We start from the raw sequence: 22,975 nt of genomic DNA, 5'->3' as shown, positions 1-22,975 counted from the left end.
TAATGGGCTCAGATGCCCCAGGCAAACGGGTCTTGTTCGTCGATCAGCAAGGTGCTGTCGGCGGTCATGTAGGCGCGGCCGGTGATGAATGGGCGTACGTGTTCGCCGTCCCACTCATAGCGGCCGAGGAACTGGCTGCCGGTAATGCTGGCTTGTACCCAGGGTTCTCCTGCGGCCAGTTTTGCGTCGGCGGCCAGGCAGGCGAGCTTGGCGCTGGTGCCGGTGCCGCAGGGGGAGCGGTCATAGGCTTTGCCGGGGCACATTACGAAGTTGCGGCTGTCGGCGTGGGCGTCGTCGGCGAACAATTCGATATGGTCGATCAGCGCACCGTCTGCGCCACGGATGCCTTGGGCTTCGAGGGCCTTGAGCATGGCCCAGGTGTAGTCGGTCAGGGCCTCCACGTTATCCAGCTGCAACTCATGGCCGTGGTCCGACACCAGGAAGAACCAGTTGCCGCCCCAGGCGATGTCGCCCAGCACCACGCCATGCCCAGGCACCTCAACCGGCACCTGCTTGCGGTAGCGGTAAGCGGGCACATTGCGCAGGGTCACGCTGCCGTCTTCGTGCAAGGTGGCCGCGACCGGGCCGACCGGCGTGTCGAGGCTGTGCACGCCCGGTTGGATCAGCCCCAGGTGGTGCAGCGAGGCAATCAGGCCAATGGTGCCGTGGCCGCACATGCCGAGGTAGCCGGCGTTGTTGAAGAAGATCACCCCGCAGGTCGCCCCCGGCGTGACTGGCGCACAGTACAGCGCGCCCACCAGCACATCGTTGCCCCGGGGCTCCAGCAGGCAGGCGCGGCGCCATTGATCGTGGTGGGTGCGCAGGTGGTCCAGTTGATCGGCGATCGAGGCACCCGCCAGTTCGGGAAAGCCGTTCATGACCAGGCGTGTAGGTTCACCGCCGGTGTGTGAGTCAATCACGTGCAGTCGTTTCATAAGGCGCTCCATCAGTGGGTAGTCGGGGACAGTGGGGCGCTGTAGTGCGCGTCGATGACGGCTTCGCTTTCGTCCTCTTCCTGCTCCAGGCGTACCAAGTGGGCGGGTACGCCGGTGGCGGCGCCCCAGTAGTAAATGCCCAGGGCGCAGGCCGCCACCACCAGGGTGTCAAACGGGTGGCTGATCACACCAATACCTCCAAAGCTGCCGAGCTTGGAGAGCAGGATGGTCACGGCGTAGAAGCCGATCAGCCAGGCCGAGGAGCGTACTTGTTGCTTGAGGTTCAGGTGCGCGGTCGGCACCCAGCGCGCGCACAGCAGGTACACCACAAACATCAGGATTTGCAGGCCCAACAGCCACGACACCGTGCTCCAGCCCGACCAGTAGACGATCAACGCAGCGATGATGAATGACAGCGGGCCCAGCACCGCCATGCCCTTGACCCGAAACGGGCGCGCCATGTCGGGTGCATTGCGGCGCAGGGCGGCGACTGTCACCGGGGCCACGGCATAACTGAGGATCAGGGCGGCAGACACCACGTTAATCAGCGCTTCCCAGGACGGGAACGGCAAGGTCCAGAACACCGACAGGCCAAAGGTCAGCCACAGCGCCGGGCGCGGGATACCGGACTTTTCATCGATGCGCGTGAATATCTTGAAGAAGGTGCCAGTCTGCGCCCAGCCATACACCACGCGCGGGGTGGCGTTCATGTAGATATTGCCGCAGCCGCTGGGAGAGATCACCGCATCGGCCACCACCAGGTAGGCCAGCCAGCCCACGCCCAGCGCCAGGGCGATATCGCGATAGGGCAGGGCCAGTTCCTTGCTGATGCCGGCCCAGCCATTGGCGAGCATGTCGGTAGGCACGCCGCCGAGGAACGCGGTTTGCAGCAGCACATAGATGGCCGTAGACAACAGTACCGAGAGGATCAGGGCGATGGGGATGGTGCGCTGTGGGTTTTTCACTTCGCTGGCCACCGAAATGATCGGCGTCAGGCCCAGGTAGGCAAAGATCACCCCGCCTGCCGACACGGCCATCTCGATACCTGATAAGCCGAACGGCGCGAAGCCATGCACCTGGAAATTCGCCGGCTTGAAGAAGGTGAACAGCACGCCGATCACCAGTAACGGCACGATGAACTTGAACACGCTCACCAGGTTATTGGCGATCGCAAAGGTCTTCACGCTGCGGTAGTTGAGCACAAAGAACAGGCACAGCAGGGCAAATTGCACCAGCCAGCCCAGGGTGGTGGGGTCGCTGGAACCTGCCTTGGTCAACTGCGGAAACCAGGCTGCGGCGTATTGGCGCGAGGCGACCACTTCAATTGCTACCAGGCTGGAAAACGCGATCAGCGTGATAAAACCCATCAGGTACCCGAGCAGCGGACCGTGGGAATACACCGGGTAGCGCACCACGCCACCGGCGCGGGGCAGGGCGGCGCCGAGTTCGCAGTAGACAATGCCCAGCAGCAGCACGGCGAAACCACCGAGCAACCAGGAAAAAATTCCTGCCGGGCCTGCGATGGCAGACACGTGGCTGGCAGCGAACAACCAACCCGAACCGAAGATGGCCCCCAACCCGATAAAGGTGAGGTCCATCAGTGACAGCTGTTTCTTGAACTTGCCTTGGCCTGACATAGCGGCGCCTTCTTGTGAGTTATTGGATAGGCATGCAGTGGCGCTATCCTGAACCCACATGCCCGGCTGACGATTGATGTTTTATGCGGCGATGGATGACGAATTCAGCACAATTTGCCGCGCTCGACAGCGCTCGTTCCATGGCGCAATCTGCTGGCTGTCGACGAATAAAAGGGCAGATAAAGTCATGTTGCAGAGCGCGTTCGCGAGCCTTTTCCAGGGCAGCCGACCCCACAACATCGAGCAGCTATTGAGCGGGGTAGAGCAGTTGCTGCCGATGCTCGATGTACTGCCCAATGCCGCGATTTTCATCAAGGACATCGACGCCCGCTACGTGCTCGCCAACCGCACCCTGGTGCAACGCTGCGGCCTCAAGCAGCTGCAACCGCTGCTGGGCAAGACCAGCGCCGAAGTGTTTCCCGCACAATTGGGCCCCGGCTATACCGAACAGGACCGTCGGGTGCTGAGGCAGGGCCTGGTGTTGGAAGATCAACTCGAATTGCACCTCTACGGCACCCGCGAACCCGGCTGGTGCCTGACCCACAAGTGGCCGCTGTACAACCAACTCGGCGCGATCATCGGCCTGGCCGGAATTTCAGTGGACTTGCAGTCTGCCAGCGAAACCCACCCGGCCTATCAGCGCCTGGCGGCGGTGGACGAACACATCCGCAGCCACTTCAACCGCCGCGTCACCCTGGGTGAATTGACTCGCATCGCCGGGATTTCCGTGGCGCAACTGGAGCGCTACTGCAAGCGCGTGTTTCACCTCACGCCTCGGCAAATGATCCAGAAAGTCCGGCTTGAACATGCCCGGCGGTTGTTGCATACCGAGCTGCCAATTACCGAGGTGGCGCTGCAATGCGGGTACACCGATCACAGCGCGTTTACCCGGCAGTTCAAATCTTCAACCGGGTTCACCCCGAGGCAGTACCGGCAAGCGACGCAAGGCGGCAGGCCAGATGAAAATCTAATGTGGGAGGGGGCTTGCCCCCGATAGCAGTGTGTCAGTCAGGCTATTTTTATCTGATCCACCGCCATCGGGGGCAAGCCCCCTCCCACATTTGGATGAAGCCAAGTCGATGCAACGAATGCCGCGCACGCCCCTCATATGCTTACACCGACCCTTTTCACCACGACAGGTACCGAGCTTATGACCGCGGCGAACAACGACCATGTGAACTGGCTGGTGCAACATTCCATGCTCCACGCAGCGCGGCAGCGGGCCAAGCTTTATTCGGGGCAAGGCCGCCTGTGGCAGCAGCCCTATGCACAGACCCGGCCGCGTGACGCTTCGGCCTTGTCGTCGGTGTGGTTCACGGCCTACCCCGCCTCGATTGTCACCCGCGAAGGCGGCACCGTGCTTGAGGCGCTGGGGGACGAAACCTTGTGGCATACCCTGTCCAAGATCGGCATCCAGGGCATTCACAACGGCCCGTTGAAGAAGTCCGGTGGCTTGTCTGGCACCGAGCACACCCCGACCATCGACGGCAATTTCGACCGCATCAGTTTCGACATCGATCCGCAACTGGGCACCGAGGCACAACTGCAGGCTTTGACGCGCATGGCTGCCGCGCACAATGCGGTGATCATCGACGATGTGATCCCGTCGCACACCGGCAAGGGCGCGGACTTTCGTCTGGCAGAAATGGCCTATGAGGACTATCCCGGCCTGTACCATATGGTCGAAATCCGCGAGGAAGACTGGCCGTTGCTGCCCGACGTGGCCGCCGGGCGCGATGCACACAACCTCAGCCCCTCCCAGGTAGACGCACTGCGTGACAAGCACTACATCGTCGGCCAATTGCAGCGGGTGATTTTCTTCGAGCCCGGCGTCAAAGAAACCGACTGGAGCGCCACCCCGGTGGTGCTCGGCGTGGATGGCAAGCCGCGGCGCTGGGTGTACCTGCATTACTTCAAGGAAGGCCAGCCGTCGCTCAACTGGCTCGACCCTTCGTTTGCTGCGCAGCAGATGATCATCGGTGATGCGCTGCACGCCATTGATGTGATGGGCGCGAAAATCCTGCGCCTGGATGCCAACGGCTTTCTCGGCGTGGAGCGCAAGCTCGATGGCACGGCCTGGTCCGAAAGCCATCCGCTGTCGATCACCGGCAATCAGTTACTCGGCGGCGCCATTCGCAAGGCGGGCGGGTTCAGTTTTCAGGAACTCAACCTCACCGTGGACGACATCGCGTCGATGTCCCACGGCGGCGCTGACCTGTCTTATGACTTCATCACCCGGCCGGCCTACCAGCATGCATTGCTGATGGGCGATACCGAATTCCTGCGCCTGATGCTGCGCCAGATGCACAGCCTCGGCATCGACCCCGGCTCGCTGATTCACGCGCTGCAGAACCATGATGAACTGACCCTGGAGCTGGTGCATTTCTGGACGCTGCACGCCCATGACAGCTTCCTGTTCCAGGGCCAGACCTTCCCCGGCAACATCCTGCGCGAGCATATCCGCGAGCAGATGTATGAACGCCTCACCGGCGAACATGCGCCGTATAACCTCAAATTCGTCACCAACGGCGTGTCCTGCACCACCGCCAGCATCATCACCGCAGCCCTGGGTATCCGTGACCTGGAGGCGATCACTTCGGCGGATATACAGCAGGTTCGCCAGATCCACTTGCTACTGGTGATGTACAACGCCATGCAACCTGGGGTGTTTGCCTTGTCCGGCTGGGACCTGGTGGGCGCGCTGCCGTTGGCGGCCGAAGAGGTGGCGCATTTGATGGCCGATGGCGACACCCGCTGGATCCATCGTGGCGCTTATGATCTGGTAGACCTGAACCCCGACGCCGAACTGTCGGCGGGGCAAATGCCGCGCTCAAAAAGCCTGTATGGCAGTCTGAACAGCCAGCTGCAGGACCCGGACTCCTTTGCCTCCCAACTGCAAAAAATCCTCGCCGTACGCCGCGCCTACGACATCGCCGCCAGCCGCCAGATCCTGGTGCCGGACGTCGAGCATCCCGGCTTGCTGATCATGGTCCACGAACTGCCGGCGGGTAAGGGCACTCAAATCACTGCGCTGAACTTTGGCGCCACGCCGATCACCGAAACCCTGCACCTGCCCAACATCGCACCGGGGCCGGTGGTGGATATCATCAATGAGCGGGTGGAAGGCGATTTGACAGAGGAGGGTGCGTTCACGATCACGCTGGACGCGTATGAAGGGTTGGCGTTGCGGGTGGTGAGCAGCACGCCGATGTAAAGGGATATTGGCCCGGCGTAGGAGCGAGCAAGCTCGCTCCTACATGGCAAGCCGCGCCACGCGATCAGTGGTGCTTGTTCTTGTGCTTATGCTTGTTGCCTTTGTGCTTGGCACCGCCTGAACGATGGCCGCTCTCGTCATCGGCCAGGTTATTACCCAGCGCGCCACCGGCTGCGCCCCCCACGCCGGCGCCGATGGTCGAGCCGGTGGTGCCGCCCAGGCGATTGCCAATCAGCGAACCGCCTGCCGAGCCCAAACCGCCGCCAATCGCCGCTTCGGTCTTGTTGCCCTTTTGCGCCCCTACCGCACTCCCGGCGGCGCCCCCCACGCCGGCGCCGATGGCCGCACCGGTCGAGCCACCAAGCTGCTGGCCTACCACGTTGCCCAACACACCGCCGACACCGCCTCCCAGCGCGGCTGTACCATCTCCAGCGGCCAGGGCCCCTTGGGAGATCAGAATGCCCAATGCCAGGGCCGGGAATGTCATTTTCATTTTTTTGTACCTCAAGGGCTGTCTCAGGCGCTCACGGCGTAAAGCACGCCTGGCATTTTGATTAGAGCACACGTCATAACACTTGGGCTTCGGTGATCGCCCCTTGCACAAGAAAATTTTTTTCCAGCCCTCTTGAATTCCTTTTGCGCGTCCATAAATTTTGGATCACGCGATGCCGAATCCGGGTTGCGTACTAAATCACTTGGAGAAACTCAGGAGATTTTAAAATGGCTACTACCCTGTCGTTGGCCCCACTGTTCCGTCAATCGGTGGGCTTTGATCGCTTCAATGACCTGTTCGAGTCGGCGCTGCGCAGCGAGGCTCCGAATTCCTATCCACCTCACAACGTGGAAAAGCACGGTGACGACGCGTACCGCATCGTGATCGCCGTGGCTGGCCTGACGGAGGAGGATCTGGATATCCAGGTCGAGAGGGGTGTATTGACGGTTTCCGGCGGAAAACGCGAAACCGACGATAAGGTCGCTTACCTGCACCAGGGCATTGCCCAACGTGCGTTCCGGTTGTCGTTCCGCTTGGCGGACCATATCGAAGTACGTGGCGCATCCCTGACCAACGGTTTGCTCAACATCGACCTGCTGCGTGAAGTGCCTGAAGAGGCCAAGCCAAAACGCATCATGATTGGTGGTGAGACCAAACCCGAGCTGCGTCAGGTCAGCTTGCAGTAAAACAATCGGCGGTAAAAAGGCGCTCTACGGAGCGCCTTTTTTGTGCGCGCTGCAAACGCAGGCCGGCTAAGCCTGGGTATTGGGTGCAAACAACTGCCTGGCCTCGGCAAAACACTTCTCTGCGATGACCGAGCGCGGTTCGGTCTTGCGCATCACCATGCCCAGGGGCGCAAGGACACTGGCGTCTGGCAGGTGGATAAATGCCAGGTTTTCGATGGGGTTTTCCAGGCCGCTGTCCAACGGCATGATTGCGCAACAGAAGCCTTCGTGGATGGCCTGGAACAGTTGATAGGTGGAGTCGCTTTCCAGAATCGGCTGGGGATCGAGACCGCGACTGCGGAAACTCAAGTCGATGGATTTTCGGTAGTGCATGCCATTGCTGATCATCCCCAGGGGCAGTTCGGCGGCTTCTTCCCAGCTCATCTGCGTGCCTTCGAAGTGGAAGTGGCGAGTGTCGTACAGCAGGCCGACACGGGTTTCGCCCAGTTCGAAAAATTCCAGGTAGTTGGGGCTCACGTGGTCCAGGTAGCACACGCCCAAGTCCAGTTGATTGGTGCCCAGCGCTTCGATGATTTTGTCCGAACTCATGGAGGTGAGGCTGAACTTGAGTTCCGGGAAGCTGTGGGACAAGCCCTGGATGAAGCTGATCGGATTGAAGCCGCTCAGGGGCACCAGGCCCAGGCGCAGGTTACCGACCAACTGGCCGCGACACGCAGCGGCTTCGGCGAACAGGCCGTCGTGGGCGGCGAGTAAAGTCCTGGCCCAGGCCAGCACGCGTTCGCCGGCCTGGGTGAAGCCTTCGAAGCGTTGGCCGCGGGTCACCAGTTCCAAGCCCAGTTCTTCCTCCAGGTTGCGCAGGCGCATCGACAGGGTGGGCTGGGTGATGTTGCAGCGGGCGGCGGCCTGGCCGAAATGGCGGGTCTGCTCCAGCGCGATCAGGAATTTAAGTTGTTTGATGTCCATGAAGGCACCTGCCTGGAAATAAGTGAACGGTCATGATTGGCGCAAGTGCCTGAAATCCACGGGATGGAGCCGATGATCGCATTGTAACGACCGGCACGTCCAAGTGCCCTTGCCACCGTGCGGCTGCATTGTTCCATTTTTGAGATGGAGCGGCCCGTTTCAGCCACTACCTAACCCTGAACGCGATGATTAAGGTGGTTCCACTGTTTTTTTGGGTGGGCCTGCTGACACACGTCCAGGTCGTTGCCCAAGCGTGTCTGTACAGGAAGTGCAGGCACGGCCGGGCGCAGTTCCGGCGCACACGCCAGGGAGGTATCGCCAAGCAAGAGGAAATGCAAATGACTGCATCAGGTAACGCTGCAAACTTCAATGGTCAAAAGCCGACGATTGACCCCGCTGACACCGCCATGTTGCTGATCGACCACCAGAGTGGTCTGTTCCAGATCGTCAAGGACATTGATGTTCCTCAATTGCGCGCCAACGCCATCGCGCTGGCCAAGGCCGCAACCCTGCTGAAAATACCGGTTATCACCACCGCTTCGGTGCCGCAAGGACCCAACGGCCCGTTGATCCCGGAAATCCACGAAGCCGCGCCGCACGCCCAGTACGTGGCCCGCCGTGGCGAAATCAACGCGTGGGACAACCCGGAGTTTCATGCCGCCGTCAAAGCCACCGGCAAGAAGACCCTGGTGATCGCCGGCACCCTGACCAGCGTGTGCCTGGCGTTCCCATCGATTGCGGCGGTGCATGAAGGCTACAAGGTGTTCGCGGTGGTCGATGCCTCGGGCAACCACTCCAGGCTGGCCACCGACCTGACCGTTGCACGCCTGGCCCAGGCCGGCGTGGTGCCGATCGACATCATGGGCACGCTGTCGGAGTTGCAAGGCTCCTGGAACCGCCCGGATGCCCAGGAGTGGGCCAACGTCTACACCCAGGCCATGCCGCACTACCAGCTTCTCATCGAGAGCTACGTCAAGGCTCAGGAAGTGGCAAACAACCACGAAGTACTAGACTCACAGCGCAAGTAAACACGCTGGGTTCTTTACGGGGCGCCTACTCGGGGCGTCACCTTCTTTATCAGGAGTACCACGATGTCTACACCTTACGTTCGCTTGGACAAAGACAACGCCGCTGTGCTGTTGGTCGACCATCAGGCCGGCTTGCTGTCACTAGTCCGTGACATCGACCCGGACAAATTCAAGAACAACGTGCTGGCCCTGGCTGACTTGGCCAAGTACTTCAAGCTGCCGACCATCCTCACCACCAGTTTCGAAACCGGCCCCAATGGCCCGCTGGTGCCCGAGCTCAAGGCACTGTTCCCGGATGCGCCGTACATTGCGCGCCCAGGCCAGATCAATGCCTGGGACAACGAAGACTTCGTCAAGGCCATCAAGGCCACCGGCAAGAAACAATTGATCATTGCCGGCGTCGTGACCGAAGTGTGCGTGGCGTTCCCGGCGCTGTCGGCCCTGGCCGAAGGCTTTGAAGTGTTCGTGGTCACCGACGCCTCCGGCACTTTCAACGAACTGACCCAGCAGTCCGCCTGGGCCCGCATGTCGGCCAACGGCGCGCAACTGATGACCTGGTTTGGCCTGGCCTGTGAGCTGCACCGCGACTGGCGCAACGACATCGAGGGCTTGGGGACGTTGTTCTCCAACCACATTCCGGACTACCGCAACCTGTTCACCAGCTACAACGCCTTGACTGAAGGCAAGTAAGCCCGAGCATGGGGGCTGTGCTGCGACAGGCAGTCCTCATTTCAACCTAGCACCAGGTGCGTTCAGATGAGCATGAACCGGTTTCCAGCTAACGACCTGTTATGAATTGGGCGCAGCTTTTGACCAAAGGTTGTGTCTCGGTCCGCAGGCCTTGGCAGCCCGCTTGAGCCGTTTATGCAGCCCCTGATCAACTATTTCAAAGTGGTGTTCAATCCAGGTATGGGCGCGCTGCTATTTGCGTTGCGCACCGTTGCAGCTGGATTGTTGACCTTGTACCTGGCCTTCATCTTCGACCTAGACCAGCCAAAATGGTCAGTGATGGCGGTGATTATCGTCAGCCAACCCTTGGGTGGCATGGCGTTGCAGCGTAGTTTTTCACAGATTATCGGCACCCTGGTCGGCGCGGCAGTGGCGGTGCTGATCATGGGCGTTTTCCCCCAGGCACCGGTCCCATTCATTGTTACCTTGTCGCTGTGGCTGGCGTTCTGCACGGCGGGTGGCACGTTGCTGCGCTACACCAGTTCCCACGCCTTTGTGCTCAGCGGGTTCACGGCGGTCGTCGTTGGGCTGCTTGCTGTACCGGAGCAGGATAATACCTTGATGCTGGCGATCACCCGACTCACTGAGACGCTGTTGGCGGTTGCCTGTGTCGGCGTGGTCAGCCTGTTGACGGCGCGCCCGGAAGCGGTCGCCCGGGGGTACTTTGCCAAAGTAGATCAAGTCCTGAAATTGATGGCGGCCCATGCGGCGGCGGTGATTCGTACCGAGGAGAGCGAGGCCGATTTCCGTAAGCGCCAGATGCAGTTACTCGGAGAAATCAACGCACTGGAAGGCCTGCGCCGGCATTTGTATTTCGATGCGCCACGGTTGCGCAGTGCCAACGGCCTGGTGCAACTGCTGGGTAATCAATTGGTATTGCTGACTTCACGTCTGACAGTGCTGCGTCGTCAACGCACGCTGATCGATGAGCGTTGGCAAGGTGAGCTTCCCGAAGACATTCAACAGCTGCGCGCTGACGAACTGGCGTTCCTGGATGAGTTGGCAGTGGCGGGGCGTTCATTATCGACGCAGGCGCGCCAGCGCTTTAGCGTGTTGCAGCAGCGCTTTGACCAGCAGGCCAATAAGGTTGAGCAACGTGATGAGCCCATAACAGGTACGTTACGCGCGCTGGCGTGGGCCTTGCGTTGGGAGCAGGCCAGGCTGTTGCAACAACTGGAAGAGATCCTGCAACTGAGTGATGCCATTCAGGAGGGCCGTCCGGCCAACTGCCTGCACCGCCAGAGCCGAAGTAATCCGCTGTACCTGGACTGGCGCCTGGCGGGAATGAACGCTGCCCGTGCGTTTATTGCCTTGCTTGTGTGTGGATTGATCTGGATCGAAACGGCTTGGGATGGCGCCCGGGCAGGGATGATCCTGGTGGGAATTCTGTGCTCATTGATGGCGACCTTTCCACGGCCCTTGGCGGCGAGCCAGAACTACGCACGTGGGTTTGGCCTGTCGCTGGTGATTTCAGCGGTCTATCAATTCATGCTGGTGCCCGCCATTGGCGACGTCGAAATGCTGCTGTTGATTCTGGCGCCGTTGCTCTATGTGATTGCTGTGGGCCTGGCCAGCCCGCTGACTGCCGGGATAGGCATGGGCCTGGGGCTTTCGACCTTCCTGATGGTGGGCCCGCAGAATATCGGGGCCTGGCAAAACACCGCGAGTCAGTGGTTCGAATTTGCCGGTGCCTATATCGGAGCTTGCACCTTGTCGTTACTGGTGTACTCCTGGGTGTTTCCATTCAATCCGGCCCGGCGCATTCACCGTCTGTTCGATGAGAGCCGGGAGCAGGTCTACGTATTGCTCAAGACCTCAGCGACGGATCAGCAGCAGTTCGCCTTTGAAAGCCGGATGATGGATCGCCTGACCATGATGCTGGGTTTGTTGCCCGCGACCAAAGACCCGCGAGCCCATGCGCTGTTCGAGGTCACTCTGGCCTGCATGGCCCTGGGCGTGGCGTTGAACCAGCTCAAGCAACAAGGGCAGAACAATACATTGCTGACGGCGCAAACCCAGGCCCGTTTGCAGTCGGTTCTGGACCAGTCAGGCCGTTATGTGGCGGGAAGGCCCACCGTCGACTGGCAGGCATTGACCGATGCATTGCGGCACCTGGGCGATGACCTGGACCAACTGCATGCCGCTGAGCTTTCGTCCGGGCATGAACAGCTCTGGTCGGTGTTTCGCATTCGCGTGGCACTGCTGATCGTTGCCTCGTTTATTGAGCGCTACCGCGAATTTCTTGAGCTCGATGAAAAAGGAGTGCCGTCTCTTGCACATTGATTTTGAGGTAGGTGGCGTCTACCTGCCGCCCATTGCGCAGGCTTTGTTGCTGGCGCTGCCGATTTTCATGGTGCTGGGCTGGTCCTTGCGTCGGCTGGGCGTGCTGCGGTTTGTGTGGCATGAGGCGCTGTTCGAAGGCGCGCTCTATGTCTGCGTGTGTGCTGTTGTGATTCTAGTAATGGGAGCCTCGTCACCTTGAAAAAATACATCGCCCAACTGATTACCCTGGCGGTTGTCTTGCTGGCGCTGGTCCTGGGCTGGTTCGCCTGGGAGCACTACACCCGTTCACCCTGGACTCGCGATGCCAGGGTGCGCGCTGATGTGGTGACCTTGTCGGCGGACGTCTCCGGGCTGATCGCCAGTTTGCGGGTTCAGGATAACCAGCATGTGAGCAAAGGGGACCTGCTACTGCAAATCGACCCGGCGCGCTATGCCCTGGCAGTCGAGCACGCACGACGCTCTGTTGAAGTGGCCCAGGCCGCAATGGGCCAGTCGGAGGCTGCAATCATTGCCAGCCAGGCGCAGCTCAAACAGCGCCAAAGTGAAGAGCGGCGCCGGCGTAGCCTCAAACAAGGGTTCGCCATCTCCGGTGAGGAGTGGGAGAAGTCCAATACCGACGTGGCTATCGCTCAGGCGCAGTTGCTCAGCAACCAGGCCAACCTGGGGCTGGCCCAAGCCAATGTGCAGCTGGCACAGGCTGCCTTGACCCAGGCCGAACTCGACCTGCAGCGCACCCGGGTGGTGGCACCCGTCAGTGGTTATGTGACCAACCTGCTGACCCGCCAAGGCGATTACGCCAGTGCCGGCGGTGCCTTGCTGGCGTTGGTGGACAGCGATTCGTTTTATGTCAGTGGCTACTTTGAGGAAACCAAGTTACCGCGTATCGCACAAGGTAACCCAGTGCGGATCCAGTTGATGAGCGGCGAGACCTTTAGCGGAACCGTGCAGAGCATCGCCTTCGCCATCACCGACCGGGAGAACGCGCCTGGCAGTCGCTTGCTGGCCAACATCAACCCCAGCTACACCTGGGTCAAGCTGGCCCAGCGGGTCCCCGTAAGAATCAGGATCGATCCTGCCTATGCCGCCAAGGACCGCTTGCGCGCAGGCACTACGGCGACGGTGACGGTGCTTGAACAACAGGAGCAACGCTGATGAGTGTGTCATTGCGCCGGCTTATAAGGGTCTCAATCTCGCTGACTGTCTCGTTGTCGGCGACAGGGACCTATGCCGATAACTCCATGGACCAGAGAGATAACCTCAGCACCGGTATCAATGAGCGCCAAAAGGCTGAGCTGTCGGTCACGCCGGGATTTGTCAGCGGCTCGTCTCTTAACGGCTTGCTGCGCAATTACTACCTGGGCCGCGATAATCACAACACACCGTCCAGGCGTGACCAGCGCGAATGGGTGCAGGGCGTGTACTTGTCCTTTCGTTCGGGATACACCGACACACCCATTGGTGTCGGGCTCGACGTGCATGGTTTTTATGGGCTCAAGCTGGATGGAGGAGGGGGCAGCGGCGGGGCCGGCTTGCTGCCGCTGGACTCAAAAGGCGCGTCGGAGTCTGACTTCTCGGCTGCGGGCGCGGCGCTCAAGTTGCGCGGGTTTGACAGCCTGATGCAGGCAGGTGATCAGTACCTAGAAAACCCGCTGATCGCCAGTGGCGTCAGCCGAGTCTTTCCCCAGACATTTCGTGGTGTCACGCTCAAGAACTACAGCCTGGAACACCTGACACTGGACACTGGCTGGATCGACTCAACACGCCAGCGCAACCAGAGCGGCCAAAGCCACTTGACCACCAGTTACGGCACCGGCAACAAGGCTGGGGTGGCCGCTGATCGTGAAAGCGCGTCCATGAGTTGGCTGGGCGGCGTCTACGCGGTGCCCGGCGCAATAACAGTGACCCTGTATGGCGGCCAATTGAGTGATATCTGGAACCAGTACTACGCCGGGGTCAGCCAGCCATTCAAGCTGACGCCTGGGCTTACGCTGACACCGTACCTGCGTTACTTCAAAACCCGCGATCAGGGCCAGCGCCAGTTGGGCCATATCGACAACAACACTTATAGCGGTGGCCTGACGCTGTCCGGCGCAGGCCAGAGCCTGACCCTGGGGCTGCAGAAGGTGGACGGCAACACGCCGTTCGACTACATGGTCCAGGACGACCGGACCTTCCTTTACCTGGGCAACTCCCAGCAATACGCAGACTTCAATGCACCTGGCGAAAAGTCCTGGAAGATTCAATACCAGACCAGCCTGGCGTTTATCAACGCGCCGGATTTCCAGCTCAGCACTTCATACACTCGCGGTGAAGCGGACCTGACCCGGGTCGATCCCAATAGCACGGGCTACGGCTACATCTATAACGCCGCCGGCAAAGATGCACACCATTGGGAGCGGGACGTTGCCCTGCGCTATGCCGTGCCAGACGGCAAGGCCAAAGGCTTGAATATCACCTTGCGCTGGGCCGCACACCGTTCGGCACAGGGGTATACCGCACCGGGCAACACCCGTGGCAATTCAAACGCCGATGAGTACCGGGTGATTGTCGATTACCCATTCAGTGTTTTCTAGTCGTTATTCAATGAAGGTGTTGTATGAGTCAAACCCAATGGATTCGGGTGCTGGGCATCAGCTCGGCACTGGCCTGCGCCACGAGCGAGGCTGACAGCATCAGCCTGCCACCTCTGGCCCTGGGCAATGCCAGTTTCATGGATGGGGTCGCCGGCCCCGGTGCGTTGTTCGAGTTACCGGTGCAGTATTACCGCAGCAACTCGGCCTACGATGCCCATGGACATGCGTTGCCGGGGCGGCAGCAGGTGCACAGCACCACGGTACTGCCGCACCTGGCTTACTTCAGCGACAAGACTCTGCTGGGAGCGAACTATGGCGCCGAAGTGCTATTGCCACTGGTGAACCTGGAGATAGAGATCGATCAGGGCCCCAAGGGACGACGGACTCGCCAGGGTGACATGATCGTCAGTCCGTTTCTGTTGCAGTGGGCCCCGGTGTCGTTCTTCGGCCGCCCGTACTGGCAGCGCTTGAATTTCGTGTTCTCCTTGCCGACGGGTTCCTATAACAAGGATTCGAGCCTCAATACCGGGAGCAATGTCTGGGTGTTCAACCCCCATTACGTGTTCACCTGGGAGTTGACTGACCGCCTGGAGGTCAGTGGTCGTTTCAATTATGCGTGGTCAAGCCGCAATAACGATCCGGCGTCAGTCCTGCAAGCCGGCAGTATCCAGCCGGGAGAGGCGTTTCATAGCAACCTGTCGGTTTCTTATGCCGTTGCCGAGAAGTGGCGTATCGGCGTTGCAGGCTATCAACTCAATCAGATCAGCGATGACCGCATTGATGGGCATCGCCAGCGTGACTCCAGGGAACAGGTGACAGGGATCGGGCCAGGGGTGATGTACCAGCAGGGAAGCCAGACATTCTTCGCCAATCTGTATTTTGAAAGTGGCGCTGAAAACCGCGCGCAGGGCACCCAATTGACGCTACGTTACCTTCATGGGTTCTAGTGCCTGTCAGTTGACAACCCGTTGATGAAAATCGCTGTGGTCTCACTGATCAGGTGCTCGCGCGCGGCTTTTCCAGGGCATGAGCTAAGCCCGAGCAGGCAGCGCAACTGCATGTCGCCGGTCAGCGCATCAAGGAAGATCTTCGCGCGGGTCTGCGGGTTGCCCGGCATGACCAGCCCGGCTTCCTCGGCCCAGGTAAAGTAATCGGCCAGGCAGCTATAGGCCGTGGCGGGGGCAGCCTCGAAGAACGACTTTGCAGCCTCCGGCGCGCGCAGGGCCTCGGACACGATTAGGCGATGCAGGGCCAGGGTGCGAGGCGACAGCACCACATCGAGAAAGACCCGTGCAATGGTCGTCAGTGCCTCCTGTAGAGGCTTCTGAGCGAGGGTCATGTGAGTCAGCGGGCTGACGTTTTCTGCGCACAGTTGCTCGATAATCGCGGCGAACAACCCTTCCTTGCCGCCGAAGTAGGCATAGAGCGTGCGTTTGGAGCCGCCAATGTTGGCGATGATCCCGTCAACACTGACCCCTGAATAGCCTTCTGCGAGAAACATATCAGTCGCAGCCTGGAGAATACTTTGACGCTTTGCTGCTTGCCTCGGGGTAGGGGTTTGCATGTGGCTCGGCTATTCCTGAAAAGAACAATTCAAAAGTTCTCCTAGCCTACGCCGCTCTGCACAAGCCTTCCAGCCGCGCAGAGGGACGAATCAAGCGATTGCCCCGGAATGTTTTTTGTAAAAACACTTTGATGACCCTTGACGAGTTATTTATTTGGGCGCATTTTCGACAAAAGGGTACGGTAACGTACCGTACCGAACTATAACAACAACAGAGGTAGTGATCATGCGTTTCGTACACTTTTTGGAAGGCTCCACCAAAGGTCTGGCCATTGAAAAAGCAGGCGCGCTGCGAGGTTTGACCGAACAGGAAAGTGGTTATCCGGGTGCCCTGGAGAGCTTGCTCAAGGCCGGTCCGAACGCGCTGCAAGCGGCTCATCAGCGCTTGAGCGACGCCCGTTTGCTCGATCCATCGAAGCTGCGTTACCTGCCCCCGCTGGAGCGCCCGGGCAAGATTGTGTGTGTCGGCCTGAATTACGCCGATCACACCAAGGAAAGCCCTTATGAACAGCCGACCTATCCGACCTTTTTTCCGCGTTTCAGCACCAGCCTGGTCGGCCATGGCGAACCCATCCTGCGCCCGCGTGTCTCCGAACAACTGGACTACGAAGGAGAGCTGGCGGTAGTGATCGGCACTGGGGGCCGGCATATCGCGCGCGCGCAGGCCCTGGAGCATGTGGCGGGCTACGCGATCTTCAATGAAGCCTCGGTTCGCGATTACCAGTTCAAATCGCCGCAATGGACCATTGGCAAGAACTTCGACGCCACTGGCGCGTTTGGTCCGACCTTCGTCAGTGCAGACGAACTGCCAGCGGGGGCAGTCGGCCTCAACCTGGTGACCCGCCTCAATGGCACGGTGGTGCAGCAGGGCAATACCGCCGACATGATCTTTGGGGTCGCCGAACTGATCGCCGTGCTCAGTGAAGCGGTGACCCTGGAACCCGGTGACGTGATCGTCACCGGCACCCCGGCAGGGATTGGCTGGGCGCGACGTCCGCCACTGTTCATGAAGCCTGGCGACCTCTGCACCGTGGAGATCGAAGGCCTTGGCACCTTGAGCAACCTGATCGCCGACGAGCCTTCAGCGGCCTGAGTCCACGCCTCAGTTTTTTCGAGCGCGCAGCACAACCGACCCACCGTCACTACGGTGGGCAGCGATCCCGGCTGCCCTGGTTTTGACCACCGGTTGTCCTGCCCATTGAATGCCCAGGAGCAACTACCGTGCTGCAGATCAAAGACATCAACCATGTGCTCTACCGTCATCCCGACCTTGGAGTGGTCGAACGTTTCCTGACCGATTTCGGCCTGGTGGTTATGCACCGTACCGAGCAACGCCTGTATTTTCGCGGTACCTGCTCACTGCCCTATGTGTACATCGCCGAGAAGGCTGTTGAAGCCAGCTTTGGCGCCATCGCGTTCGCCGTCGAAAGCCTCGATGACTTGCACCAGGCTACCCGGTTGCCGGGGGCCTCGGCGATCCGGCCGCTGGAAGGCCCCGGAGGAGGGCAGTACGTCGCCTTGCATGATCCCTCGGGGCGGCGCATCGAGCTGGCCCACGGTATCGAAGCCGTGGGCACGCTGCCCCAGCGTGCTGCGTTGACCCTCAACTCGGCCCATCACAAGCAACGCTTTGGCGATGTGCAGCGGCCCGGCAAGGGCGCGGCACAAGTCCTGCGCCTGGGTCATGCGGCGATTGGCGTGCAGGACATGCCGCAGCACCTGGCCTGGTACCAGCAAGTGCTCGGCATGCTGCCTTCGGACCTTGTGGTTCAGGAGCCTGACCGGGACCGCCCGAGCGCGGCCTTCCTGCGGTTGAACCGTGGCAGCGCCTGGACTGACCATCACACCATCGCCTTGTTCCAGGCACCGAAGGACTTCGTCCATCACGTGTCCTTCGAGGTGCAGGATTTTGACGCGCAGTGCCTGGGCCACGAGTGGATGACCCTGCAAGGTTGGTCGCCGTTCTGGGGGGTAGGCCGGCACATGCTGGGCAGCCAGATCTTCGATTATTGGCGGGACCCGTCCGGCAACCTTATCGAGCACTTCACCGATGGCGACCTGTTCAACCAGGACTCGCCCTCGGGTTACACCCAGGCGTGCGACGCCAGCCTCTACCAGTGGGGCCCGCCGATGTCGGTGGAGTTCTTTCTGGGCGGCGAGTGTGCCGCTGAACAGACCTTGCCCCGGTCGACTTCAGACCGTCAACGACGCAGTTGAGGACAGATGCCATGAGTCAGGTAATCAGCGAGCAGGTGCTCGATAAGTTGTTTCGCCAGGCCCGTAGCCAGAACGGCTGGCTGGATAAACCGGTGGATGATCAAACCCTCAAGGCACTCTACGACCTGATGCGCTGGGGCCCGACCAGCGCCAACGGCTGCCCTGCGCGCATTGTGTTTTTACGCAGTGCCCAATCCCGGCAGCGTTTGCTGCCAGCCCTGAGCGCCGGCAATGTCGAGAAGACCCTGGGCGCCCCGGTGACGGCAATCATTGGCTACGACACGCAGTTCCATACGCAGTTGCCCAGGTTGTTTGCGCACAACCCCACAGTACGCGACTGGTTTGCCGACCAGCCGGATTTGCTTGAGTCCACCGCGTTTCGCAACAGTTCGCTGCAGGGCGGCTACTTCATTCTCGCGGCCCGGGCTCTGGGCCTTGACTGCGGGCCGATGTCCGGGTTTGACCACGCACAGGTCGACCAGACGTTCTTTGCTCCAGGGACCGAGGGCATGCAGGCCTTTGCCGGGATGAAGATCAAGACGAACTTCCTGTGCAACCTCGGCTATGGCGACCCCGCAAAACTCTTTGCCCGTAACCCGCGGCTGGGCTTCGACGAGGCCTGCGCCCTGCTGTAACTGACTAACCGCACCCGTAAATCCTCCAGGCCGATCAAGCGTGCTGCGATGCATCACGTCTGTCGATCGGCCTGGCAAAACAACAACAATAAGGAAAACCTGCAATGCGAGCTCTATCCAAATGGCATGTACTTATCGGCGGTTTCCTTGCGTATCTGTTTGACGCCATGGAGATCATCCTACTCACCATTGCGCTCCCGGTGATCCGCCAGGACCTGGGCCTGACGTTCAATGAAGCTGGCATGCTCGCCTCGGCAACCTTGCTGGGGATCGGTTTGAGCGGCATTACCACCGGGTGGTATTGCGACAACTACGGTCGACGCAAAGCCCTGCTGATCTCGTTGATCGTGTTCGGCGTGTTGACCACGCTGGTCGCTACCACGCACAACTGGGGCTTGCTCCTGCTCCTGCGGTTTCTGTCCGGGCTGGGCTTGGGCGGGGTGTGGGGGATTGTCTCAGCCTATGTAACGGAAACCTGGCCTGCCCATCAACGGGCACGAGCGATCGGGTTCGTGTTGAGTTCATTCCCGATTGGCGCCGCCATCGCGGCAATGGTGGCGGCCAGCTACCTGCCAGACTGGCAAACCCTGTTCATGGTGGCGGGGATCTCCACCTTGATCCCGCTGGCGTATCTGTTTTTCTTTGTGCCTGAGTCACCGGAATGGACCGCGCAGAAAATCCACAACATGGCCGGCCCCAGCCAGCACAAGCATGTCTCGATACGCGAAATATTTTCCCCCGAACTGCTGCGCCTGACCCTGCTGGGTACCCTGGCGGCGAGTTTTGCGGTGATTGGCTTCTGGGGGGCGAGCACTTGGTTGCCCACCTACTTGATCAAGGAGCGCGGACTGGACATTGGGATGATGGCCAACTTCATGGCGATCCTCAACATCGGCGCCTTTATCGGTATCAATGCCTTCGGCTTCATCGCTGACCACATCGGTAAACGCAACGCCACGCTCCTGTCATTGCTCGGCAGCGCGCTGATGTTATCGATTTATGCACTCACCACCGATAACGCCATTCTGTTCTGGCTAGGGCCGATCTATGCCTTCTTCTATGCCTTTGCCAGTTTGTTTGCCTCCTACTTCAGTGCGTTGTACCCCACGCGGGTACGCACTCTCGGCGCGGGCTTCTGCTTCAACTTTGGCCGGGGCCTGGCGGCTTTTGCGCCGCTCCTGCTGAGTGGTATCGCCACCCACTACAGCCTGGCGTGGGGCCTGTTGGTGTGCGCCGGTTTTTTTGCCTTGGCCACTGTCACGCTGTTGTTTATGCCCCAGGTGGAGTCAGACGTGCCCGCTCGCGCGGGAGGGGCGCTGAAAACCACGGATTCCTGAAGTTTGAGATCAACACTGGAGTATCAAACGATGTCAGAGCAACGCGTAGAACAACAGATCCAAACCCTGGAATTGCGCCGCCGCCAGGCCATGGTCGAGGGCGATATGGACTTCCTGGAAAGTATCTATACCCGCGACTTGACCTACAGCCACTCGGACGGCAAGAGCGACAGCAAGAGCAGCTACCTGCAGGGCATGCGAGAGGGCGTCTGGCGCTATCGCGGCTTCACCAGCCGTGACGAGCAGATGCGCAGGGTAGGGGAATGCGTGGTCGTTACCGGGCTGATCGACATGGACGTGGTGATCCGTGGCGAACCCATGGTTCTCAACTCGCGGTACATCAGCGTGTGGAAGGCGGGCAATAACGGCTGGCAAATGATTGCCTGGCAATCCACTCGTCATACCCATGGCTAACGTCCGCTAAGCCATAGCACCCCTGGCAACTTGAACCCGGCCCTCGTGGTCGTCCGGGCAAGGCTTGCGCATGCCTGGAAACCGGGATGGCTGGAACTTTGACGTGATGGAATCCTGAACATGTACGTACAACAATTACAAAAAACGTATTGCAAGGCTCTTTTGATAACCGCGGGTGCAATGAGTCTGATCTCAAACCCGGCACAGGCCAAGGACTGGAGCGATACCTTCATCGGTTTTCGCTACGGTACCGACTTCACCGAACCCAGCATCCGTGGCAAGGTCCAGAAGGAGATCTACCAACTGGGCCATGCCAGCGGCAATGAGACCGGTTCCAATTTCTTCAACCTGGACGTACTCAAGTCCGACAGTAACGATCCAAAGAAAGACAGCGATTCGGGTGCGACCGAGGCCTATCTGGTGTACCGCCATCAACTGTTCCTCAGCCAGGTGTTCGAGCGGTCGATGGCCTTTGGTCCGGTCAAGGAGGTGGCCCTGAGCGGCGGAGTTGAGCTCAACTACAAGAACACCGAGTTCGCTACCCGCAAGCGCATGTTGGTGGCCGGTCCGACGCTCAAGTTCGACGTGCCCGGTTACCTGGATATCAGCCTGCTGTATGCCATGGAATGGAACCACTGCGGGTTGAATGCGTGCCAGGCCGAAAACATCCAGTTCGACCCGTACTATGTGTTGCACATGGTCTGGGGCATCCCGTTCCAGGTGGCCGGCGTGCCCCTCAAATTCCAGGGTTTTGCCAGCTACAAGACCGAGAAGGGCAAGGATTACTTCAAGCAGGATACGGCCGAGGAAAGCCTGGTGCGCGCGTCATTGATGGTCGATGTCGGGCAACTGGCATGGGGTCGCAAAAATACCCTATTGGTCGGTCCGGGCTATGAGTACTGGAAACACAAGTATGGCGCGATCAATAAACCGGGTACCGATACGCATGCGCCGACGTTCCACCTTGAGTGGCACTTCTGAAGTTTAAACCCGATTGTGACAGGGCGAGGTGAGCTGTATGTCTTCAAGCTCACCTCACGCTGTCCAAAAAAGGCGTCAAAAAAGCGGCGCGTGCAGGTTCTTAGTCTTATTTTGTTACTAACCAATGCCCTAAAAATTCAGGCCTGCGGCGGCAAAGCAGGACAAAACACCCTCTCGCCATTCAATTTTCATAAAAATGTAACAACCCTGCTTCACAGTTCGGGAGCCCGTCACCACAACGAGTTCCTTTTAATGAAAAGCTTGATGAAGTCCGCAGCACTCGCCATTACGGTATCCCTGTGTGCCTCCTCCGTGACCTTCGCCGCCGAAAACGTGCGCCTCACCGGCTCTGGCGCCAGCTTCCCTGCACCTATCTACCTCACCTGGTTCAAGGATTTCAGCAAGAAGACCGCTGGCGTCACCGTGGATTACCAGTCCAAGGGCAGCGGCGCAGGTGTGCAGGACTTCCTGAATAAAACCGTCGACTTCGCCGCCAGTGACTCGGCCATGAAAGACGAAGACATCGCCAAGGTCGCCGAGGGCGTGCAACTGCTGCCAATGACCGCCGGTGAAATCGTGCTGGCCTATAACCTGCCGGGCAATCCCAAGGGCCTCAAGCTGCCACGCGATGTTTACTCCAATATCTTCCTGGGCAAGATCACCAAGTGGAACGACCCACAGATCGTCGCCGCCAACCCGGACCTGAAGCTTGGCGACACGCCGATCACCGTGGTGGTGCGCGCAGACTCCAGCGGCACCACGGCGGTATTCACCAAACACCTGGCGACCATCAACCCTGAATTCAAAACGGCACTGGGGGAGGGCAACACCGTCAACTGGCCGGCCAGCGACAAATTCATCAAGTCGCCCAAGAACGATGGTGTGACTGCCACCGTACGCCAGACCCCAGGCGCGATTGGCTACATCGAATACGGCTTCGCCAAACTGGCCAAGGTTGACTTCGCCCAGTTGCAGAACAAGGCCGGCCAGTACGTAGTGCCGAACGCCGAAAGCGGCGCCGAGGCCCTGGCCGCTGTGAAAATGCCGGAAAGCCTGGTGGCCTGGTTGCCGGACCCGGACGGTGCCAAGTCCTACCCGATCACCTCGTACACCTGGATGATCTTCCGCAAGGACAACGGCAACCCCGCCAAGGCCAAGGCCATGCGCGAAATGGTTGAGTACAGCCTGACCGAGGGGCAGAAAATCGCCGATTCGATGGGGTACATCCCGCTGCCGCCATCGGTGGTGGAGCAGGTTCGCAAAGCCTCCGCCAACATTCAGTAACA

Annotated in this window: 22 protein-coding genes; 17 read left to right on the top strand and 5 right to left on the bottom strand. The window is 59.9% G+C overall.

Annotated features, from left to right (window positions below):
- Positions 1-8: 8 nt before the first annotated feature.
- Together AB9N64_RS04250 and AB9N64_RS04245 are read right to left on the bottom strand one after the other, a co-directional pair.
- Positions 9-935 (bottom strand): 4-hydroxyproline epimerase, encoded by a 927-nt coding sequence (locus AB9N64_RS04250; protein ID WP_371359988.1) that lies wholly within the window; start codon positions 933-935, stop codon positions 9-11.
- An 11-nt stretch (positions 936-946) separates the two neighbouring features.
- A complete protein-coding gene (locus tag AB9N64_RS04245; RefSeq protein ID WP_014718577.1) occupies positions 947-2,572 on the bottom strand; it encodes an APC family permease in 1,626 nt (541 codons plus the stop codon).
- 187 nt (positions 2,573-2,759) lie between these two features.
- Between AB9N64_RS04245 and AB9N64_RS04240 the strand changes: the two genes are divergently transcribed.
- Positions 2,760-3,569: an AraC family transcriptional regulator gene (locus AB9N64_RS04240; protein ID WP_014718576.1), complete on the top strand. Its 810-nt coding sequence runs from the start codon at positions 2,760-2,762 to the stop codon at positions 3,567-3,569.
- 153 nt (positions 3,570-3,722) lie between these two features.
- A complete protein-coding gene (gene treS, locus AB9N64_RS04235; RefSeq protein WP_014718575.1) occupies positions 3,723-5,786 on the top strand; it encodes a maltose alpha-D-glucosyltransferase in 2,064 nt (687 codons plus the stop codon).
- 64 nt (positions 5,787-5,850) lie between these two features.
- Here the strand turns inward: treS and AB9N64_RS04230 are convergent, their stop codons facing one another.
- Complete coding sequence (locus AB9N64_RS04230; protein WP_014718574.1) at positions 5,851-6,279, bottom strand: glycine zipper domain-containing protein; 429 nt, start codon at positions 6,277-6,279, stop codon at positions 5,851-5,853.
- Positions 6,280-6,506: 227 nt separating this feature from the next.
- On the opposite strand from AB9N64_RS04230, the gene AB9N64_RS04225 reads away from it, so the two are divergent.
- The gene (locus AB9N64_RS04225; RefSeq protein WP_014718573.1) at positions 6,507-6,965 is read left to right on the top strand and encodes an Hsp20 family protein; all 459 of its coding nucleotides are present in this window, start codon (positions 6,507-6,509) and stop codon (positions 6,963-6,965) included.
- Positions 6,966-7,031: 66 nt separating this feature from the next.
- Here the strand turns inward: AB9N64_RS04225 and AB9N64_RS04220 are convergent, their stop codons facing one another.
- Entirely contained in the window at positions 7,032-7,928 is an 897-nt protein-coding gene (locus AB9N64_RS04220; RefSeq protein WP_014718572.1) for a LysR family transcriptional regulator, read from the bottom strand.
- Between the two features lie 338 nt (positions 7,929-8,266).
- On the opposite strand from AB9N64_RS04220, the gene AB9N64_RS04215 reads away from it, so the two are divergent.
- The 7 genes from AB9N64_RS04215 to AB9N64_RS04185 all read left to right on the top strand — a co-directional run bounded on the left by AB9N64_RS04215 (position 8,267) and on the right by AB9N64_RS04185 (position 15,488).
- On the top strand, positions 8,267-8,956 hold the full coding sequence (locus AB9N64_RS04215) for an isochorismatase family protein (RefSeq protein ID WP_003191543.1): 690 nt from the start codon (positions 8,267-8,269) through the stop codon (positions 8,954-8,956).
- 63 nt (positions 8,957-9,019) lie between these two features.
- Positions 9,020-9,646: an isochorismate family cysteine hydrolase YcaC gene (gene ycaC / locus AB9N64_RS04210; protein WP_003191542.1), complete on the top strand. Its 627-nt coding sequence runs from the start codon at positions 9,020-9,022 to the stop codon at positions 9,644-9,646.
- 174 nt (positions 9,647-9,820) lie between these two features.
- The gene (locus AB9N64_RS04205) at positions 9,821-11,968 is read left to right on the top strand and encodes an FUSC family protein (RefSeq protein ID WP_003191540.1); all 2,148 of its coding nucleotides are present in this window, start codon (positions 9,821-9,823) and stop codon (positions 11,966-11,968) included.
- Positions 11,958-12,167 (top strand): DUF1656 domain-containing protein, encoded by a 210-nt coding sequence (locus AB9N64_RS04200; RefSeq protein ID WP_003191536.1) that lies wholly within the window; start codon positions 11,958-11,960, stop codon positions 12,165-12,167. The genes AB9N64_RS04205 and AB9N64_RS04200 overlap by 11 nt, the downstream gene beginning before the upstream one ends.
- Positions 12,164-13,120: an HlyD family secretion protein gene (locus AB9N64_RS04195; RefSeq protein WP_057711362.1), complete on the top strand. Its 957-nt coding sequence runs from the start codon at positions 12,164-12,166 to the stop codon at positions 13,118-13,120. Before AB9N64_RS04200 ends, AB9N64_RS04195 begins: the two co-directional genes overlap by 4 nt.
- Positions 13,120-14,541: an OprD family outer membrane porin gene (locus AB9N64_RS04190; RefSeq protein ID WP_371359987.1), complete on the top strand. Its 1,422-nt coding sequence runs from the start codon at positions 13,120-13,122 to the stop codon at positions 14,539-14,541. Before AB9N64_RS04195 ends, AB9N64_RS04190 begins: the two co-directional genes overlap by 1 nt.
- A gap of 23 nt (positions 14,542-14,564) precedes the next feature.
- On the top strand, positions 14,565-15,488 hold the full coding sequence (locus tag AB9N64_RS04185; RefSeq protein WP_003191531.1) for a transporter: 924 nt from the start codon (positions 14,565-14,567) through the stop codon (positions 15,486-15,488).
- On the opposite strand, the gene AB9N64_RS04180 is transcribed toward AB9N64_RS04185, so the two are convergent.
- On the bottom strand, positions 15,485-16,105 hold the full coding sequence (locus AB9N64_RS04180) for a TetR/AcrR family transcriptional regulator (protein WP_014718568.1): 621 nt from the start codon (positions 16,103-16,105) through the stop codon (positions 15,485-15,487). The genes AB9N64_RS04185 and AB9N64_RS04180 overlap by 4 nt on opposite strands.
- Before the next feature lie 226 nt (positions 16,106-16,331).
- Between AB9N64_RS04180 and AB9N64_RS04175 the strand changes: the two genes are divergently transcribed.
- The 7 genes from AB9N64_RS04175 (at position 16,332) to pstS (ending at position 22,973) form a co-directional block, all read left to right on the top strand.
- Positions 16,332-17,198, top strand: a complete 867-nt coding sequence (locus AB9N64_RS04175) for a fumarylacetoacetate hydrolase family protein (protein ID WP_057711360.1) — start codon at positions 16,332-16,334, stop codon at positions 17,196-17,198.
- Between the two features lie 128 nt (positions 17,199-17,326).
- Positions 17,327-18,322, top strand: coding sequence for a VOC family protein (locus AB9N64_RS04170; protein WP_003191528.1), 996 nt, complete (start codon positions 17,327-17,329; stop codon positions 18,320-18,322).
- Between the two features lie 11 nt (positions 18,323-18,333).
- Entirely contained in the window at positions 18,334-18,957 is a 624-nt protein-coding gene (locus AB9N64_RS04165) for a malonic semialdehyde reductase (RefSeq protein ID WP_014718567.1), read from the top strand.
- A 104-nt stretch (positions 18,958-19,061) separates the two neighbouring features.
- Positions 19,062-20,294, top strand: a complete 1,233-nt coding sequence (locus AB9N64_RS04160; RefSeq protein ID WP_014718566.1) for an MFS transporter — start codon at positions 19,062-19,064, stop codon at positions 20,292-20,294.
- A gap of 30 nt (positions 20,295-20,324) precedes the next feature.
- Positions 20,325-20,708 (top strand): nuclear transport factor 2 family protein, encoded by a 384-nt coding sequence (locus tag AB9N64_RS04155; protein ID WP_014718565.1) that lies wholly within the window; start codon positions 20,325-20,327, stop codon positions 20,706-20,708.
- Between the two features lie 180 nt (positions 20,709-20,888).
- Positions 20,889-21,689 (top strand): hypothetical protein, encoded by an 801-nt coding sequence (locus tag AB9N64_RS04150; protein WP_371359986.1) that lies wholly within the window; start codon positions 20,889-20,891, stop codon positions 21,687-21,689.
- 252 nt (positions 21,690-21,941) lie between these two features.
- Positions 21,942-22,973, top strand: a complete 1,032-nt coding sequence (pstS, locus tag AB9N64_RS04145; RefSeq protein WP_014718564.1) for a phosphate ABC transporter substrate-binding protein PstS — start codon at positions 21,942-21,944, stop codon at positions 22,971-22,973.
- The last annotated feature ends 2 nt before the right edge of the window (positions 22,974-22,975 follow it).

Source organism: Pseudomonas sp. KT_2_4 (genome assembly GCF_041410225.1).
In the GTDB taxonomy this organism is placed as follows: domain Bacteria; phylum Pseudomonadota; class Gammaproteobacteria; order Pseudomonadales; family Pseudomonadaceae; genus Aquipseudomonas; species Aquipseudomonas paracarnis.
Note: the sequence above shows the minus strand (reverse complement) of the source record. Positions and strands in the feature narration are given on the sequence as shown.